This is a genomic window from Paenibacillus paeoniae, assembly GCF_003388735.1.
Taxonomy (GTDB): domain Bacteria; phylum Bacillota; class Bacilli; order Paenibacillales; family Paenibacillaceae; genus Pristimantibacillus; species Pristimantibacillus paeoniae.
Genome location: NZ_QUBQ01000001.1, coordinates 1,393,479 through 1,410,492, shown reverse-complemented (window position 1 = coordinate 1,410,492; position 17,014 = coordinate 1,393,479). Strand labels below are relative to the sequence as shown.

Sequence of the window (17,014 nt, the reverse complement as noted above, 5' to 3'; positions counted from 1 at the left end):
AAGCGCGCAGCTGTTAGTTGGTAATGTGAGGGTATGCATCGAGTGAAAATCAGGCGCTACAGCAATGTTATGTACAGCATGTAGAGTTATTTCATTGCCATGGGAACAAGATGCTGGAAGATCAGCTCTCTGGCCCATTTGGCGTCATTGCGTTTCGTAATTTTTTTCCGTATGACGAAGGTGAGATTTAATGAAGGGATATTCATTAAGTGCTGGCCGCCGTGGCCGAACGCAAAGTAGCAATCGGCACAGCCGTTGAAGGATTCCGGAGAAACCCACCAATGATAGCCGTATCCCCCATAGATCGGCGGCTCATAATGCAGCAGACCACGGTGATGAAGTACAACGGATTGCTCGATCCATGATGGAGATACAATCTCCGTTCCGTTCCAGCTTCCGTGTTGTAGATACAGCATGCCAATCTTGGCCAAATCATGTCCGTACAGGGATAGTCCTGTGCCGCCTTCACTGATTCCATTTTTCTCTGACCAGCGTGCCGCCTCGAAGCCTAACGGCTGGAACAATCGTTCCTTCGCATACAGGAGCGCCGACTTTCCTGTAGCTGCCGTCAGAATAGCGGACAACAAGTGTGACCCACCGGAATTATAGGTATACGCATGACCAGGCTCATGGATGACTGGCTTCGCCAACGTATATGCGACAGGATCGGTCGATGCCCGCATCTCCTTGTAAGGCTTGTCGAAGTCCGGCCAATCGAAACCCGGCGTCATCGTGAGCAAATGCTTGATCGTAATCTTCTCGCGAGACTGATCATCCAGCAGCGATACATCTACATAATCGCCGATAGACTGATCTATGCTGCGAATTTCACCGCGATCCAACGCAATTCCGATTAGAGCGGAGAGAACGCTTTTGGTAATGGAGTACAACGGACCCAGTGAATCGCCGCCTGTGTCATGCCAGTCTTCCAGCAGCTCCCCGTTCCGGTAGACGATAGCCGATTGGATCCGCCATGCCTTTGCAAGCCCTTCAATTTCGTCGTTCATCAGAGAAGCCATATCGTCCTTACCTTTCTGCACGAAGCGTCATGATGCTTGATTGCCCGCTTGCAACGGTTCTTCCTGCGCCTGTTTTGGCGTAATAAAGGATAGAAGCAGGACAGCGACCGAAAGCCATGCAACCCAAACGAAAATGTGGTGCAAACTCGCTTCCAGAGCAGCGGGATCAATGTCATTTGCCGTGCCGGTATGAAGCATCAGACCGAACACTGTGATGCCAATCGTCTGCCCCAGCGTACGGATGAAGTTATTGCTCGCAACGGCTGCGCCGCGAAGCTCTCTGCCAACTGCCGAAGTGACTGCAACCGTCAGTGCTGTAAGCGTCAATCCGAAGCTAATGCCGGACAAGAAAGTGTAGAACACCAACAGCCAGATTGAGGAAGAACTACCTACCAACGCAAAACCCGCATTACTGACAAGCAGGAAGCAGGCCGAGATGATACATATCGTACGCAGCCCCGTCTTCGAGATCAGATTGCCTGCCAGAATGGAGCCGAGCGGCCAAGCGATGGATAAAGGAATCATTAAAATGCCGGAATACGTAGCCGACTGGCCGTACACTCCTTGAAACCATAGCGGCAAATAAAAAATAACAGCTACGTTAATGACACATAGGAGGAAGCTGATTATATTCGCCATCGAGATGAGCCGGCTGCGGAATAACTGAAGGGGTATGATTGGCTCCGGCGAGCGCTTCTCAATCCAGATGAAGAATGCGAGCAGTGCAGCAGACAAGCCAAATAGCACCGCCGTCCCCCAGCCGCTTGGAGCATTCCCGCCTTCGCCCCGCAGAAGCGACATCGCATAGAGGAAAAAGAACATGCCCACGCTGAACACGATGATGCCTGGAAAATCGATATGCCTCTTTTGCTTCTCCAGCTTCTCCTTCATGGAGAGAGACAGCATAATAAGAGCCACAATGCCGAAAGGCAAATTCATATAGAAGATGGCTCTCCAAGATACATAATCAACAAGAAGCCCGCCAAGCAGCGGTCCTGATATGCCTGCGATTCCCCAAATACTGGACATCCATCCTTGTACCTTCGCCCGCTTCTCGAATGAGTACAGATCGCCAATAACCGTATACGGAATCGTCGTCAGCGCACCTGCGCCAAGCCCTTGCAGCGCTCGGTACCAGATCAGCTCGGTCATCGATTGAGCGATGCCCGACAACATAGAGCCCGCCAGAAAGATAAGTGCGCCGATAATAAACATTCTCTTACGACCGTACAAATCCGACAGTTTGCCATAGATAGGCGTCGTAATGACCGTTGCTAATAAATAGATAGAGATAATCCAGCTATAGAGCTGTACGCCTTCCAGCTCGCCGGTTATGCTTGGCATAGCTGTGCCGACGATTGTACCTTCAATCGCTGCTAGAAAAGTCGCTACGAATAAGGCAACCGTAATTTTTGTTCGTGATGAATCGGATATTTCTTCTTTCATTCGTTTGTAGGTCCTTTCGATTACGACACGCAAGTCGATGCCGCTTCCGAGCACATGCCTCCCTCGACTATCATACAGAAGCCGAAACATTGACGCATGATGTAGCCCTGACGCTGCGGCTCCTCCCTTTTCCAAAACTCCGGATCCTGGAATAATTCGGTGAGAACCCGCTTGGCTGCTTCACATGCAGCAACCTCATCGCCAAGCATCGATAAGCATATCGTATATGTAATGGATTCGCAGCTTCGAAGAACAGCTACTTTCTGTCCAAATTTCAACATTTTCCCCTTCGCTCCTTCATCTTACACGTAAGCTAACCCTAATTATAGCGTTGCTTCGACTGGAAAAAGTTACGAAAAGGTTAAATTCGAAACGTTTAGATCCGGGGAGCGTATGAACTATGAAATGAGTTCAAGTTATGTTACCTTGTACATTAGATTCCCACACTCACGAAACTATTGGAGAATAGGAAGCGTGCTGGCAAAATGGCTTATGACTTATTATTGTCCATCATCGAACAAGTTGGTTATGCAGCCCTGTTCCTTGTATTGTGTCTGGGTCTGATCGGCTTGCCGATTCCGAACGAAGCTGTCGTCATGACGGGCGGAGCGTTGTCTGCAGCAGGCGCTCTATCAACGATTCCCACTTATATGATGACCTTTCTTGGCATATGCTCAGCCATGACTTTCGGATACAGCATCGGTCGATTCTCAGGCGCCAAGCTGTCGAACTGGTTCAGGCGGAAGAAAAACATTGCCAAGTTTTTCGACCGCTCGGAAGAGCTTAGCGAAAAGTATGGCGGATATGCGATCAGCATTAGTCTATGCTTTCCGTTCCTGCGTCATGTAACCCCTTATGTAATGGGACTTAATCGAATGCGATTTATTCGCTTCATGCTCTTCGCGTATCCTTCGGCTTTCGTATGGACGATAATTTATTTCATTTTAGGCACTTTAGTCGGAGATAAGGTACAAGACCTCTCCAATGATATCTCCTCATATGGCACATGGATTCTAGTTGTACTATGTGTACTCGCAGCAGGATATATTACTTATCGTTATATGAAGAGCAAGAACAAGAAAGACTTTATCGATCATTCCGCTTAGCGGCATCACCCGCGACGAAGAAGCCCATGTCACGAGATAAACACTCGGGCATGGGCTTTCCTTTATTTTGGAGCCAGCTTGTCCTTTGCGGCCTGCACCAGCTGATCGAACACCTCGTCATTCTCCTCCAGCTCGTCTTCCAGCTCTTCCAGCTGCTCTTCTTTGCCTGATTCATTCAAGAAAAACAGTCCGTAGCCCCACTCTGTCCCGCGCTTGCTATGGAGCGCAATCTCATACGCATGCGCATGTCCTTCCACGTTGAACTTCACATTGCCAACGTAGCCGGTTTCCTTCGAATACGTCATGGCCGCATCCAAGATGCTTACCGTTATCATTACTATGGTCATCCTTTCCGTTCTCGCTGTTCCAGACACAACTTGTCCATGTTGTTAGTAGGATAGCACAGCCTACCCCCATGCGCAACCGATTTCATGACAAGCTCCATGGAGCTGAACGCCTATGTCCATCCCTGCATACATTACAGTACGATAGCCGGCGCTCCGGCTACGTTGCATGCTGGGAGGATGATCGCATATGGCTATTCAGTTAGCTGCGGTTCACTGGGTTTATCTCATTTTTGTGGTGGCGATCATAGGCTTTATGATTATGCGCAGAGACACCACGCTTGTCTGCGTCGCAGGCATTCTGGGCATCGGCTTGTTGGCTACTACTTCTATCGAAGGTTCTGTTAGCGGAATTTTCAACAGCTTTATCTATGCCATAAAAGAACTGCTTGGGACTATTCTCATTATATCCATAATTGTCGCCATGAGCCGAATTCTAATTCGAACGGGCATTAACGAAGTCATGATCGCTCCGTTCACATCGTTCATGAGAACGCCTTCATTGGCTTTTTGGGGAATTGGTCTAATTATGATGGTCACGTCGCTTTTTTTCTGGCCTTCGCCCGCAGTCGCGCTGATCGGAGCTGTCCTGCTTCCCGTTGCGCTGCGTGTTGGACTGCCGGCACTGGGGGCTGCCGTTGCCATGAACCTATTTGGCCATGGTATCGCGCTCTCCGGCGATTACATTATTCAAGGCGCGCCGAATCTGACTGCCGCTGCTGCGGGAATACCCGTCAGTGAGGTGATGCAAGCCAGCATCCCTCTCGTTATCGTCATGGGTGCGGTGACGACTGTTGCTGCCTTTTGGTTAATGAAACGCGATATGCGCACCGGGCGATGGAATGACGGATTAATTGAACCCATTCATGACACAAGCGTCGGATCTGCCGGAGAAAATGATACGGGGAATGAGGTATTGTCCCTTGCCTCCAAACGGATACTGGCGGTTGCCATTCCGATTCTTTACGCGCTCAATGTCGCAGCGATGTTCGCCTTCAATCTGCAAGGCGGAGATGCCACCGCACTAATCGGCGGCACCTCTATTATTATCATGCTAGTCATTACGATGATGACGCATCGCGGCAAAGGACTTGAAAAAGCGACAGGGTATTTGATTGACGGGTTTCTATTCGGCTTCCGCGTATTTGGGCCTGTTATTCCGATCGCCGCTTTCTTCTACCTGGGCGATTCCGGCTTCTTCGCCATGTTTGGCGAAAAACTGCCTGAAGCTTCGAACGGCATCGTGAACGATCTAGGCGTTGCGCTTGCGCATGAAGTGCCGGTTAATAGCGTTGTCGGCTCCATCACGCTAACTCTGGTTGGCGCGGTGACCGGACTCGACGGCTCGGGCTTCTCCGGCATTTCGCTTGCCGGCTCCATCGCACAGCTATTCGGTCATGCGATTGGCTCCGGCATCGCCACTCTTACCGCACTTGGTCAAGTCGCAGCCATCTGGGTTGGCGGCGGCACATTGGTGCCTTGGGCGCTTATTCCGGCGGCAGCTATCTGTGGAGTAAGTCCTTTCGAGCTGGCAAGGCGCAATTTGAAACCCGTTGTCATCGGACTCGTCGTGACGACGATTGTAGCTATGTTCCTTATTTAATCTCAATAGAATTGCCCTGCTATAGGAGTAGGCTGACAGCGTGTGCTTTACATGCTAGTCGGCCTTCTTTTTGTTCGCTGGCGCAGGATGAAGAAAACGGCTATTAAGACTCCTAAACCAACAATCGGCAGCACCCACCCTAACAGGGTCGATGATCCCGAGGGTTGTCCTGCTTGCGGCTGTGGAGGCACACTGCCTACGCCAAGCTCGGCCAAGTCCTGTCCAGCTGCGCTGTGCAGGGCGGTTCGGCTGCATAAGCTGACTTCCAGCGAATTCCCTGAATTTCTGGCATAGACAATATACCTGGACCCCTCCTTAAATTCATAGCCGCAGCTTTCACTAGCTTGAACAGAGACAACGGAAATCGCCGGCGATACTTTCCCCTTCCATATCTCATGAACCTCGAATGTCCAAGTTATCGGAGTTGCCGATGATCTCGAGAATAATCGCACGGGCTCCTTCTTGCCCGTAACCGTACCGTCAAATACGACATCGTTATTCAGCTTGGCTTCGTTGACACTTCCCGGAAAAGCGCAGCTGCATGCGCTTGCCCCTTCGGGTGCGATCGCAAAACTGCCTAGCAACACTGCAAAAATCAAGCTTGCCCAAATAAACTTGCCTGCTTTCATCTCTGTACCCTCCTCTTTTCTCTCTCCTTCACGGTTCAATAGAGAGACGTTCGAAGATAGGGAAAAGTTTCAAAAAATATGAACGGCACCTAATTGCACCATGACAAAAAACGGCTCGATACGACAGATTTGCCGCATCGAGCCGTTATGTTGTGACTATACAAACCACGTCATTCCGAGCAGAATAAGTATTTCCTTATTCGTAATGAACTTGCTTCGATTCATCAACAGATGTAGCTTTGCTAGGCCAGAAAGCATATTTCCCCAGAATAGCCGTAATTGCCGGTACAAGGAAAGGTCGTACGATGAACGTATCCATTAATACGCCGATAGCTGTAATGAGACCGAACTGAACAAGTACCTGGATTGGCAAGGTTGCCAGTACGGCGAATGTTGCCGCCAGAATCAAGCCAGCCGAAGTAATTACGCTGCCTGTCTCGCTCACGCCTTCACGGATCGCTTGCAGCAGCGGCATCGTTTTACGCTTCTGCCAGATGCTTGAGATCATAAATATATTGTAATCCTCGCCAAGAGCAATGAGGAATACGAAAGCATAAAGCGGAATCGCCCCTTGAATCGCATCAACGCCCATCACATGATGAAGAATGAGCCAGCCGAGACCCAAAGCTGCTACATAGGAGAGCAGCACAGTTCCGATCAGATAGATCGTCGCAGTAACGGATCTCAAGTACAACAGCAGCAATACCGCAATTAGCCCAATGACAACTGGCATAATGACGCGGTTGTCCCGATCGGTCAGCATCTTGGTATCATATTGCGCGGCCGTCTGCCCGCCGACCCATACTTGTCTTTCGGCATCCACAATGCCCGCGTTCTTTAAAGCCTCAATTGCAGCATCTCTAATTTGCGGAATGGCGTCCATGGCATTCTGGGAATACGGATTAACATTCAAGATGACACTGAGGGACGAATAGACGGCATCAATCTCGCTCGCCTTTGGCTCCGATACATGATCAACCTCTCTAAGCGCGGTCAACCCCCCTGCAAGATTGGCCCCTTCTCCATTCCGCACGACAACCGTAACAGGAGCCAGTTCACCAGGTGCATAATGATTCTGAATAACGGTAAAGCCTTCTCGCGACGGCATATTTTCGGGGAAGGAAGACATCAGATCGTACGTATATTTGATGCCAGTCGAGGCTGCTGCCAGCACGCCAAGCACCGCAATGCAGGCTATCGTTACGGTCCATGGCTTAGCAACAACTAGCTTGCCGACCTTGTCGCTAATCGTTCTACGCTTTCCTTCGGCGCGATAGGTTTTGCCCCTCTTGGCAGCACGTTCCTTCTCCATCTCCTCTGTACGCGGGATGAACGGATAGAAGGACTTCCGGCCAATGATGGACATCAGCGCCGGAATAAGAGTCAGACTGGCAATCATCATAATCAGAATGGCCAAGCTGAACGGAACCGCGAACCGGTCATATGCGCCATACTTCGCAAGCAGCAGCGCCAGAAGAGAAAGTACCACTGTAAAGCCGCTCATGGCGATAGCGCCGGAAGCTCCCTTAAACGCATGAATGAGTGCGGCTGAACGGCTGCTCTCTTTGGTTAGCTCTTGCCGGAACCGAGTGATAAAGAACAGACAATAATCCGTACCCGCTCCGAACAATAGCACCGTCATAATCGCAATTGCCTGCGAATCTACTGTAATCCAGCCTTCGCCTGCCATCCAGCCAAGCAGCGGGCTTGTGACCGCATAAGCAAATCCGACTCCAACAAGCGGAATAACGGCCAGAATAGGCGAGCGGTAGATCAGCAGCAGCAATATCAGCACAAGCAGCACTGTCGCCGACATTAAGACAAAGTCGGCATTTTGGAACAGCCCCGTAGCGTCGATTGAGATACCGACTGGACCGCTAATGCGCGCGCTAAGCTCGGATGCCCCTTTAATGGGTACAAGGAAGGGATCGTTCCCCACGGCAGCCGTTGCCAGCTCTTTAACCTTCTCCATATTTTCCTTCAGCACTTCCGTCTCAGTGGCCTCTTCGAAAGAAACGGGCTGAGCAAGCGTAGTGCCGTCCTCCGACGTGAACTGCTGCAAAGCAGGCAACGGCATCAGATGAAGCGGTATAAGCTCCCTCTGCGCTTCCAACGGATTCTCGGCCAACTCCTTCGTAACCGCCTGAATCGAGGCGTAATCTGCATCGGTAAGGCCGCTCTCTCGATGCCAAACAATAAGCGCAGGCACGCCAGCTCCGCTGGGGAAGTACTGCTTGATAGTCTCATCTGCCAGAACAGACGGACTGTTCGCCTGCAGATTGGGCGCATTGTTCTTCTCCATTCCTCCCACAGATGGCAATGCCACTGTCAATAGGACCGCAACTGCAACCCAAACGAATAGGGTGACCCATCTCGTGTATTTCCCCGCAAAAAATGATGCCAGCTTGTTGATCATTCCCGACTCCTCCGTTTCGTTCTTTCCAACTAAACGTTATAATAAAGTAATATGATGAATTAATTATATATACCCGAAGGTTAATTAATCAACCTATAGATATGTATTTTTTTTGAATGGAGGATACGCATTTGCAACCCACCCCGCCCAAACGTAGACCAGGCCGGCCGAAATCGACCGGCACCCCACCAACGATGGGACAAATCTTGCGTACAGCTTCACAATTGTTCATGGAGCAAGGCTTCGAAAAAGTATCGCTTGAGAGCGTAGCGCAAGCTTGCGGCGTTACAAAAGCTAGCGTCTATTATTATTTCAGCAATAAAGCTGTCCTTTTCACCGAATCGCTTCTCTTCGTACTTAAAATTGCCCATGATCAGACCGCTCTGATCGTCAATGGCTCCGGTACGCTCAAGGAACGGCTGCTTGTGGTCGCAAGCAGGCATATGCGCAATGCGCACATTGATTTCGAGACGATGATGAGAGAAGCTGCTCCTGGACTTACGGAAGAGCAAGTTACAGCTATACGCGACGGAGAAGGAGCGCTTCACAGACTTCTGTCAGCCGTATTTCAGCAGGCGATGGACAAAGGTGAGATCGAGCATGCCAATCCAATACTGCTATCCCATGTCTTCACCGCCATGATGACCGTACGCAATCGCAAGGAGATTGTGAACGATTTGCAAACTGTGGAACAAACCGCCTCCGAAATCGTACAATTGCTATGGGACGGTCTCGCGCTTCGCCGGGATCTCCATTCATGATATGACAAACCGGAGGTACAACATGTTAAAAACCGCAAAAGGCAGACTACGTGTAATTGGTATTTTGGAAGGATTATCCTTTCTCATTCTGCTCTTCATTGCCATGCCGCTCAAATATTGGGCCGATTCACCTCTAATGGTTCAAATTGTTGGCAGCTTGCACGGACTTTTATTTGTTCTCTACATTTTGGCTGTTATTCACGTTACACTGAAGCATCGCTGGTCCTTCTGGAAGTTTGCCGCTGCCTGCGTCGCATCGGTATTGCCTTTCGGGCCATTCGTTGTGGACCGCAAATTGCTGCGCGATTAGAGCTACGCCAACACGAAGGCATTCGCACCTCCTCTAATTCGAGGGGATGCGGATGCCTTTCGTCTAATATCCCTCGTTTTAGAGACCATAAGAGCAAGAATGAGGACGAACCTCTCTCCTCTTCCCTGATAAGATGGTATCGTAATCTAGCGAGACGAAAGGTATCAAAAACCCGGACATAAGCAATAGGGAGGGAGGTCAAGGCATGATACAGTTATCCTTTGAAGAAATGTGGGAACGCATTATCGAATGCGACAGCAAGTATGACGGTTTGTTTTATACCGCCGTAAAAACGACCAGCATCTATTGCCGTCCCTCCTGCCGATCCAGAAAACCGAAAAAAGAAAATGTAACTTTCTATTCTCGCATGGTCGATGCAGAGGAGGCCGGCTACCGCGCCTGCAAGAGATGTCGGCCGGAGAGCGAGCATTCTCCCAATGTTGCTGTCGTACGCCAAGTGAAAGAATTTCTCGTTCAGCATCATAAGCAAAAAGTAGAACTAAAAGATATAGCTGTCCATGTCGGACTTAGCGCCTTCCATTTGGAGAGACTATTCAAGCAAGATACAACCGTCACACCTCGCGCATTTCTGGAGAAGGTTCGGATCGACCGCGCAGCGCATCTGCTGCTTCATACCGGCTTATCTAATCTGGACATTTGTTACGAAGCCGGATTTCACAGCCCTTCCAACTTCTATAAGGTGTTCCGGCAAGCCAAAGGGCTTACGCCTTCCGACTACCGCAAGACGATACAACCGAAAGAGGAGAATCAAACGCAATGACCATATACAAGCTCGATATGGACACGCCTATCGGAGTACTCGAAATGATCGGAACCGAAAATGCCGTGGTGTCCATCTTATTTGCTGATCGGGAAACGCCCGCCTATCCCTGTCAGCCTGATACACCTGACGCGCTGCAGCAATGCGCCCAGCAATTAACCGAATACTTCGACGGTACGAGGACCGTCTTCTCCTTTCCTTACAGCTACGAAGGCACTGCCTTTCAATCGCAAGTATGGCATGCGCTGAAGGACATTCCGTTCGCTGGGACCGGTACCTATCTGAACCTCGCTCAAGCGATTGGGAATGAAAAAGCCGTTCGTGCGGTTGGAAGCGCGAACGGCAGGAACAAGCTGAGCATCGTCATTCCATGTCATCGAATCATTGGCTCTAACGGCACGTTGACAGGCTATGCAGGCGGCTTATGGCGCAAGGAATGGCTTCTGCAACATGAGCAATCCGTAGCTCAAGCCCATTCGATTAGAAACCATGGAGAATCCGGATGACGCGTGTCTGTCTACGATTTCAGCTCTGCAATTAACAGAAATTTGATCTACAAAAAAAGGACCTCCTTCTCCACTTTCAGGTGGAGAAGGAGGTCCTTTCGCTAATAAATCGAGGGTTATCTACAGAATGATAAAATAAAATAATGCCGCCAGCGCAAACCGGTAATACGCAAAGTAGCTTAGACGCAGCTTCTTCATCATGTTGATGAAGGTGACGACCGCTATCATGCCCACGACAAAAGCAGCGATTAAACCGATCAGGAACAAGGGCAAATCCGCCATCGTCAGAAACTCCCGGCTTCCGATCAGATCAACTGTGCTGGCGCCCGCCATAATCGGAACGGAGACGATAAACGTAAATTCGGCTGCCGCTTTCTGGCTGGTACCCGCCAGTATCCCTCCCGAAATGGTCGATCCGGATCTTGAGAAGCCTGGCCATAGCGACAGGATCTGGAAGCAGCCAATGATGAATGCTTGTTTGTACGTAATCTGATCAAGCTCTTCCGAGACGATCTGACGCTTTGATCGATCCGCGACAATCATAAGAATGCCTCCTGCAACAAGGCCAATCAATACGGTCTGCGGTCCGAACAAATATTGCTTGATTACACCATGCAGCACAACAGCAAGCACACAAGCCGGCAGCATAGCCAGCGCAACATGCATCGCGTTCAAGCCGCTGCCTTTTTTCAGATTGAAATTAAGCAGCTTTGCGAATCGCTGCCTGTACAAGACCAACACTGCGAGTACCGCCCCGAACTGGATGACAACCTCGAATGTTTTCGCTCGATCGCCTGTGAAATTGAGCAGCTCTCCCGCCAAAATCAAGTGTCCGGTCGATGATACGGGCAGGAATTCCGTTAATCCTTCCACTATGCCCAAAATAATCGCTTTAATAATTTCTTCCATCTTGCTCACTCTCCCCAATCATTAACCACGGCAGTTCGGCCTCTCCTAAAGCCTATGCATGTCCATACTGACTCATTTCACTTTCGGCCGAATCGGTAAAAATTTCAATCTTTCGAATGCGATGCTCGTCCCGTTCCTTAATGACGAAGATCGCGTTGCCGTAGCTCCAGCGCCCGCCTTCCGGCAGATCAGGCTGCTGCATGTATAGCCAGCCGCCTATCGTATCCGCCTCGTTGCTGGGCAATTGCAGTCCCGCCGCTTCATTCACTTCACTGAGGAGCGCTTTTCCGTCTACCAAATAATGCTCTTGCTCCAACCTTACGATCTCCTGCTCCTCGTCCTCGTCGAATTCGTCGCGAATTTCTCCCACGATCTCCTCGATCATATCCTCAATCGTTATTAATCCGGACGTTCCGCCATATTCGTCGAGAAGGATAGCCAGATGAACCCGCTCCAGCTGCATCATGCGCAGCAATTGATTGATTGGAATCGCATCCGGCACGGAGAGCGGCGGTTGAAGCAGCTTTTTCAACACCGATGCCTCACTGTCTTTGAAGTCATGCAGAAATAAGTTTTTAGTATTGAGAATGCCGATAATATTGTCCTTGTCCCCTTTGGCGACGGGGAATCTCGTATATTGCTCCTTTTTGATAATATCGATATTTTCATCTTTGCTGTTCTCGATGTACAGACATACCATGTCGGTGCGCGGCACCATGATTTCTCGTGCAAGCCTCTCATCAAAATCGAATATACGATTCACATAACCGTATTCGTTTTTGTTGATCTTCCCGCTTTCATAGCTATCCGACAAAATCATCCGAATCTCTTCCTCGGAATGAGCATCGTGTTCGCTTGCGGGTTGGAAGCCCAGCAGTCTTACGAGCTTATTCGCAGAGCCGTTCAACAGCCAGATGAATGGGTACATCGCTTTATAGAACAGAATGATAGCGGGGGCCGTGAACTGGCTCACCTTCTCTGATCTTATTATAGCGACCGTCTTCGGTGCAAGCTCCCCCAGCACTACATGCAAATAGGTCACAAGCATAAAAGCGATGACAAAGGAAAGAACCGACGCAAGCTGCCCCTGAATGCCCGCCCATTCGAACAAAGGGTGGACCAGCTTCTCAATCGTCGGTTCTCCAAGCCAGCCAAGACCGAGCGCCGTAATGGTAATGCCGAGTTGGCAAGCAGACAAGTATCCATCCAGATGGGAGGTTACTTGCTGAATCGCCTTGGCATTTTTGATGCCCTCGTCTACCATTTGCTGTACTCGACTTGTTCTCATGCGTATAATCGCAAATTCTGTGGCAACAAAAAAAGCGGTGAACAGAAGCAGCAGCGCAAAAAGAATAAGATTAATAGCCATGGAGCGTCTCCCTTCAAGGTGGCATTCATACTTGGGGCAGCCTTCCGGCTACTCCACTTATACAGCCTTGCCCGTATTGGAAACGCTCATACTCCATGGCTGAGTCAACCCTTATGGACTCCTTTTACCAAGGCGGAGAATCGTCTGCTTGCCCGCCGTTGCCCCGGATGCCGCCGCTATCCGTATCGGCGGTATCCTCATGTGACGGCCGGCTCGTCCCGATAATCGGGAGCACGTCCGACAGGTCACGCGGCTGCAGCAGCTCCACCGGTGACATTCCCTTCTCAAACTGGAATCCATCGCCTTCGATGACGACGACATACTTCCCATTATGCTTAGCGAAGTGAATGCTATCGCCGAAGTCCGACAGCAGTCCTTTTACCGTAACCCCGCCCAGCTTGAAGGTAAAGGGCAATTCCGGCTTCTGTTCAACCAGTGCAGCGGAAGCATGCTCCACCTGCTCCTGCGTCCACCACTCCTGCAGGTCGCGTTTTTCACTGGCTGCCCATACCTCTACCGCGTTTACTTCTTCACTGCGCTCCGTACTAGTCTCTTCCTGCCACTTGTCGGCAATGTATTGATGCACCATCTCCACAACCTGCTCTCCGATAACCTCCGGAAGCGGCTTCTCATAGGTAACATATTTCAAGAAGTCCTCAAAGTAACGGGCATGGGAAGCCTGATGGATTTTGAGCTCCCAATGCTCTAGCGCGCCTTCTTCATGCATATGAGGGTACTGGATCGACTTGATGCTGCGGGCGCTAATCGCCATATCGACCTGGGAGATCAGGCTCCGCTCATCCGATATGCGGGCGATCTTTGGCTCAAAGTCGCATTTCAGCAGGAAAAGAAACGGTTCATTGAAATACGTATTGAGCGTTGACAGCGCAATAATGAATGCCCCGCCTCGCACAGCGCTCGTATCCATATAGATGCGAACCAGCTCATCGGCTATGCCGAGGAAGCGGTCCTTCGTATCGGCGTCTCTTAATCTTTGGAACAGATTATAGTTCTGATTGCTTCCCAGCTCATATCCAGGCTCGACCATGAATCGACCGATTTTTGTTGGTGCATTTGCCGTATTGGGATTACGCTCCACTTTCCGTTTCACAATTCTGACGAACTCATCATCCAGAAACTTCTTAAGCTCACTATGTTCGTAATCATCGCCATCCATCGTCTGATAATGCTTGAACCTCTTGCTCGACGAAGCCGCCGATTGCTCTCCATCTGTATGAATAACGAAAAACGATAAATAATGCATTCGAAAATCCACGTCTATTCATCCTCCACGATTGCCAGTGTCATTGTTATAGATTAGCACATCTGAATGCGTAGAGGATACACGTTTATCCCAAAGTGGATTCGGTCTTGAATGCGGCTACCGACTGCTGCAGCTCGGAGGACAGCTGCATGAGCGACTGTGCGATTGCCGCCGTCTCCTGGCTGCCCGCAGCGCTCTCTTCGGTGCTCGACGTAATATTTTCTACCGAGCGCAGCACGCCCTCCGATTGTGCAGCCTGTTCCTCGCTCGCTGCCGCAATCTCCGAAATCAGATGGCCTGTTTGGTTGACAATTCCAGCTATCCGTTCAAAGGCGCTGCTCGATTGAGCCGACAGCTCCGCGCATGTCTCAACCGCACTTGCGCTTCGATTCGTATTTTGCTGCATGCCCGTAATAATTTTTGTAATTTCCTTCGTCGCCTCGCCGCTCCGTTCCGCAAGCTTCCTCACTTCGTCTGCAACAACCGCAAATCCTCTGCCTTGTTCGCCTGCTCTAGCCGCTTCAATCGCCGCATTCAATGCCAGCAAATTCGTCTGATCCGCAATATCTTCAATCACTTCAATAATGCTTCCTACTTGGGTAGAGTCCTGCTCCAGCTTCGACACTTGCTCACGCATGCTCTCCATGCTCGCCATAGAGGATTTGATGATCTGCTCACCTTCCCTCGCAATAACAATAGCGTTGTCAGACAGCTCTGCGGCTTGCTCCGAGCTGCTCGCTACAGCTTGTATGGCAGTGGACAACTCCTCGAAGAGCGCATGTATCGTCTGTGCTGCACCTGCTTGTTCCGAGCTGCTACCGGCGATTTCTTCTGTACTTGCCGAGATCTGCTCCGCAGCGGAAGCAACGCTATGCGATGACTCCACGATGCCGCCAACCGTAGCCTTCAACTTGTCGATCATCGTATTAAACGCACCTGCAAGCACGCCAGTCTCATCTTTGGTTGCTAGATTAGACTTGTCCGTCAAGTCACCGCTTGCGACTTTATTGGCCAGCTCCACCAGACTTTTGAGCGGCTTAGAGATCAGATTGGCGAGCAGCCATCCGATCAGCATGCAGAAGATAAAGGCTCCTGCAATGACTGGCACTGTAATGCCAAGAGCGGATTTGTACAAGGCATGGCCTCGCTCGTTCGCCTGTTCGGCTGCCGCTACGTTCACGTCTACATTGTTGTTCAATAGCATGCGAAGCGCCTCTCCCTGTGTCTTAAGATCGCCGTCGATCAGCCCTCGCACCTGCTCCAGCTTGCCATCCGCATAATAGTCCAAAGCCCGGTTGTACAGGGATACATAACTCTCCCAAGTCGCGTCGAATGGTGCAATTGTCTCGCGTGCTTCAGCACTTAAGTCGGTTGAGCGGTATCGTTCCATATGCTGTATCAGAGTGGTTTTGGTCTCATGAATCGTCGTCGTCACTGCGTCCGCTTCGGCTTTACTGTCCGACATGTACAAATCCCGTATGTATACCCTCAAATGAGTGAACGCACTCATCGCTTCCTGGGCCTCATTAATCGGAATCAAATTATTCGCGTACATGTTTTTTTGACTGACATTTAATTCGTTCAAATTAATTAATCCATATGCGCCTACTCCTGTAAGCAAAAGCGCTAATAGAATGAATACTGAAGTAATTTTTGTACCAATCTTGCGGTTCTTATACCATTTCATATTGATTCCTCCACCGTTATGTTTGTAAGGGCACACACTCTCGTTCGATTAATTGCTCCCACCTCAGGTTGTCATTTGTCAGGAATACAGTCTTTCGGCAGTCTTCAGAATAGGCACCAGCTCAGAATCATGGATACCGATTCCTCTGAACAGAGTTTCACACCATTCTCCCTCCAGCTTCGATCCCTTCTGAATATCTGTAAAAACGACCACGTTGTATACACAATCCACGCAAAGTCCTATCGTCTCCGTCCTGCCTTTAAGCAAGACGATTCTAGTTGCCTTGGAAGGCTCACACTCCGGCAAGAACATCAAATGCCTGAGACTAAGGACAGCTATAATGTCGTCTCGTACCTGCAAGACGCCCATGACGGCTGAATCGGCCGAAGGGATATCGGTCAATGGCTGCATCCGGATAACCTCAACGACTTCCGCTATCGGGATAGCAAATCTCCGATCGGCGATGCCAATCTGGATATGCTTCGCTTCCTCATATCCCGCCATGATCACATTCTCCTTCCAAAGGCATGGCCAGCCCGCGATCCGTAATAGAATCCGCCAATATGCGGATAAAGTAAGGGTCGCAGCCGTACCTTACCGCCTCGCAATAACATTGAATCAATTCGTCATCCGGCAGCTTCGTCTGGTGAATGGTGTATCGCGAATCCATAACCATGTCTCTCTTCCTAGTTTTTTAGAAATCTTCGCCATAATTCGACATTTCTGTTTTCATTATAGGGATAGTGACTGAAAGATCGCTGAAATCGGCAATGACGTTATACATGCTGGAACACTTCCCAGAGACAACGCTTTTACGCACAAAAGCATCCTTTTCTTGTAGCAGTGACGCTCATACGACTTGGC

18 protein-coding genes are annotated in these 17,014 nt (G+C 50.0%); 6 read left to right on the top strand and 12 right to left on the bottom strand.

The window, feature by feature from the left end; all coding sequences use genetic code 11:
• Window positions 1-86 precede the first annotated feature (86 nt).
• Genes DX130_RS06345 through DX130_RS06335 form a run of 3 tightly spaced genes read right to left on the bottom strand, consistent with a single transcriptional unit; the run spans window position 87 to window position 2,746 of the window.
• Complete coding sequence (locus tag DX130_RS06345) at window positions 87-1,040, bottom strand: serine hydrolase domain-containing protein (RefSeq protein ID WP_133297896.1); 954 nt, start codon at window positions 1,038-1,040, stop codon at window positions 87-89.
• A 6-nt stretch (window positions 1,041-1,046) separates the two neighbouring features.
• Window positions 1,047-2,519 (bottom strand): MDR family MFS transporter, encoded by a 1,473-nt coding sequence (locus DX130_RS06340; RefSeq protein ID WP_240644325.1) that lies wholly within the window; start codon window positions 2,517-2,519, stop codon window positions 1,047-1,049.
• Window positions 2,486-2,746, bottom strand: coding sequence for a hypothetical protein (locus DX130_RS06335; protein WP_116043701.1), 261 nt, complete (start codon window positions 2,744-2,746; stop codon window positions 2,486-2,488). The genes DX130_RS06340 and DX130_RS06335 overlap by 34 nt, the downstream gene beginning before the upstream one ends.
• 204 nt (window positions 2,747-2,950) lie before the next feature.
• Between DX130_RS06335 and DX130_RS06330 the strand changes: the two genes are divergently transcribed.
• A complete protein-coding gene (locus DX130_RS06330; RefSeq protein WP_116043700.1) occupies window positions 2,951-3,571 on the top strand; it encodes a DedA family protein in 621 nt (206 codons plus the stop codon).
• A 62-nt stretch (window positions 3,572-3,633) separates the two neighbouring features.
• Here DX130_RS06330 and DX130_RS06325 read toward each other — a convergent pair whose 3' ends face one another.
• Window positions 3,634-3,906, bottom strand: a complete 273-nt coding sequence (locus DX130_RS06325) for a hypothetical protein (protein ID WP_206098766.1) — start codon at window positions 3,904-3,906, stop codon at window positions 3,634-3,636.
• Window positions 3,907-4,105: 199 nt separating this feature from the next.
• Between DX130_RS06325 and DX130_RS06320 the strand changes: the two genes are divergently transcribed.
• Complete coding sequence (locus DX130_RS06320; RefSeq protein ID WP_116043698.1) at window positions 4,106-5,518, top strand: hypothetical protein; 1,413 nt, start codon at window positions 4,106-4,108, stop codon at window positions 5,516-5,518.
• A 47-nt stretch (window positions 5,519-5,565) separates the two neighbouring features.
• On the opposite strand, the gene DX130_RS06315 is transcribed toward DX130_RS06320, so the two are convergent.
• Together DX130_RS06315 and DX130_RS06310 are read right to left on the bottom strand one after the other, a co-directional pair.
• Entirely contained in the window at window positions 5,566-6,147 is a 582-nt protein-coding gene (locus tag DX130_RS06315) for a hypothetical protein (RefSeq protein WP_116043697.1), read from the bottom strand.
• 196 nt (window positions 6,148-6,343) lie between these two features.
• Window positions 6,344-8,563 (bottom strand): MMPL family transporter, encoded by a 2,220-nt coding sequence (locus DX130_RS06310; RefSeq protein ID WP_116043695.1) that lies wholly within the window; start codon window positions 8,561-8,563, stop codon window positions 6,344-6,346.
• A 131-nt stretch (window positions 8,564-8,694) separates the two neighbouring features.
• Here DX130_RS06310 and DX130_RS06305 point away from each other — a divergent pair, with 131 nt between their 5' ends.
• The 4 genes from DX130_RS06305 to DX130_RS06290 all read left to right on the top strand — a co-directional run bounded on the left by DX130_RS06305 (window position 8,695) and on the right by DX130_RS06290 (window position 10,921).
• Window positions 8,695-9,324: a TetR/AcrR family transcriptional regulator gene (locus tag DX130_RS06305; protein WP_165861177.1), complete on the top strand. Its 630-nt coding sequence runs from the start codon at window positions 8,695-8,697 to the stop codon at window positions 9,322-9,324.
• Between the two features lie 22 nt (window positions 9,325-9,346).
• Window positions 9,347-9,634, top strand: coding sequence for a DUF3817 domain-containing protein (locus DX130_RS06300; RefSeq protein ID WP_116043692.1), 288 nt, complete (start codon window positions 9,347-9,349; stop codon window positions 9,632-9,634).
• Window positions 9,635-9,839: 205 nt separating this feature from the next.
• The gene (locus tag DX130_RS06295; RefSeq protein ID WP_116043690.1) at window positions 9,840-10,415 is read left to right on the top strand and encodes a bifunctional transcriptional activator/DNA repair enzyme AdaA; all 576 of its coding nucleotides are present in this window, start codon (window positions 9,840-9,842) and stop codon (window positions 10,413-10,415) included.
• Entirely contained in the window at window positions 10,412-10,921 is a 510-nt protein-coding gene (locus DX130_RS06290; protein WP_116043689.1) for a methylated-DNA--[protein]-cysteine S-methyltransferase, read from the top strand. The genes DX130_RS06295 and DX130_RS06290 overlap by 4 nt, the downstream gene beginning before the upstream one ends.
• Window positions 10,922-11,041: 120 nt before the next feature.
• On the opposite strand, the gene DX130_RS06285 is transcribed toward DX130_RS06290, so the two are convergent.
• From DX130_RS06285 to sda, 6 genes are all read right to left on the bottom strand, one after another.
• Window positions 11,042-11,830: an undecaprenyl-diphosphate phosphatase gene (locus DX130_RS06285; RefSeq protein ID WP_116043687.1), complete on the bottom strand. Its 789-nt coding sequence runs from the start codon at window positions 11,828-11,830 to the stop codon at window positions 11,042-11,044.
• 52 nt (window positions 11,831-11,882) lie between these two features.
• Window positions 11,883-13,199 (bottom strand): hemolysin family protein, encoded by a 1,317-nt coding sequence (locus DX130_RS06280; protein ID WP_116043686.1) that lies wholly within the window; start codon window positions 13,197-13,199, stop codon window positions 11,883-11,885.
• Window positions 13,200-13,323: 124 nt separating this feature from the next.
• On the bottom strand, window positions 13,324-14,475 hold the full coding sequence (locus DX130_RS06275) for a DUF3900 domain-containing protein (RefSeq protein ID WP_240644324.1): 1,152 nt from the start codon (window positions 14,473-14,475) through the stop codon (window positions 13,324-13,326).
• A gap of 73 nt (window positions 14,476-14,548) precedes the next feature.
• Window positions 14,549-16,150 (bottom strand): methyl-accepting chemotaxis protein, encoded by a 1,602-nt coding sequence (locus DX130_RS06270; RefSeq protein WP_116043684.1) that lies wholly within the window; start codon window positions 16,148-16,150, stop codon window positions 14,549-14,551.
• A 78-nt stretch (window positions 16,151-16,228) separates the two neighbouring features.
• Window positions 16,229-16,654, bottom strand: a complete 426-nt coding sequence (locus DX130_RS06265; RefSeq protein ID WP_116043683.1) for a chemotaxis protein CheW — start codon at window positions 16,652-16,654, stop codon at window positions 16,229-16,231.
• On the bottom strand, window positions 16,641-16,826 hold the full coding sequence (gene sda / locus DX130_RS06260) for a sporulation histidine kinase inhibitor Sda (RefSeq protein WP_116043681.1): 186 nt from the start codon (window positions 16,824-16,826) through the stop codon (window positions 16,641-16,643). Before sda ends, DX130_RS06265 begins: the two co-directional genes overlap by 14 nt.
• Window positions 16,827-17,014: the final 188 nt, after the last annotated feature.

What these genes read in the sequence shown, in the direction of transcription:
- DX130_RS06335 (WP_116043701.1), bottom strand. Translation starts at nt 2,746, where the DNA reads ATGTTGAAATTTGGACAGAAAGTAGCTGTTCTTCGAAGCTGCGAATCC.
- DX130_RS06330 (WP_116043700.1), top strand. Translation starts at nt 2,951, where the DNA reads ATGGCTTATGACTTATTATTGTCCATCATCGAACAAGTTGGTTATGCA.
- DX130_RS06325 (WP_206098766.1), bottom strand. Translation starts at nt 3,906, where the DNA reads ATGATAACGGTAAGCATCTTGGATGCGGCCATGACGTATTCGAAGGAA.
- DX130_RS06320 (WP_116043698.1), top strand. Translation starts at nt 4,106, where the DNA reads ATGGCTATTCAGTTAGCTGCGGTTCACTGGGTTTATCTCATTTTTGTG.
- DX130_RS06315 (WP_116043697.1), bottom strand. Translation starts at nt 6,147, where the DNA reads ATGAAAGCAGGCAAGTTTATTTGGGCAAGCTTGATTTTTGCAGTGTTG.
- DX130_RS06310 (WP_116043695.1), bottom strand. Translation starts at nt 8,563, where the DNA reads ATGATCAACAAGCTGGCATCATTTTTTGCGGGGAAATACACGAGATGG.
- DX130_RS06300 (WP_116043692.1), top strand. Translation starts at nt 9,347, where the DNA reads ATGTTAAAAACCGCAAAAGGCAGACTACGTGTAATTGGTATTTTGGAA.
- DX130_RS06295 (WP_116043690.1), top strand. Translation starts at nt 9,840, where the DNA reads ATGATACAGTTATCCTTTGAAGAAATGTGGGAACGCATTATCGAATGC.
- DX130_RS06290 (WP_116043689.1), top strand. Translation starts at nt 10,412, where the DNA reads ATGACCATATACAAGCTCGATATGGACACGCCTATCGGAGTACTCGAA.
- DX130_RS06285 (WP_116043687.1), bottom strand. Translation starts at nt 11,830, where the DNA reads ATGGAAGAAATTATTAAAGCGATTATTTTGGGCATAGTGGAAGGATTA.
- DX130_RS06280 (WP_116043686.1), bottom strand. Translation starts at nt 13,199, where the DNA reads ATGGCTATTAATCTTATTCTTTTTGCGCTGCTGCTTCTGTTCACCGCT.
- DX130_RS06270 (WP_116043684.1), bottom strand. Translation starts at nt 16,150, where the DNA reads ATGAAATGGTATAAGAACCGCAAGATTGGTACAAAAATTACTTCAGTA.
- DX130_RS06265 (WP_116043683.1), bottom strand. Translation starts at nt 16,654, where the DNA reads ATGGCGGGATATGAGGAAGCGAAGCATATCCAGATTGGCATCGCCGAT.
- sda (WP_116043681.1), bottom strand. Translation starts at nt 16,826, where the DNA reads ATGGTTATGGATTCGCGATACACCATTCACCAGACGAAGCTGCCGGAT.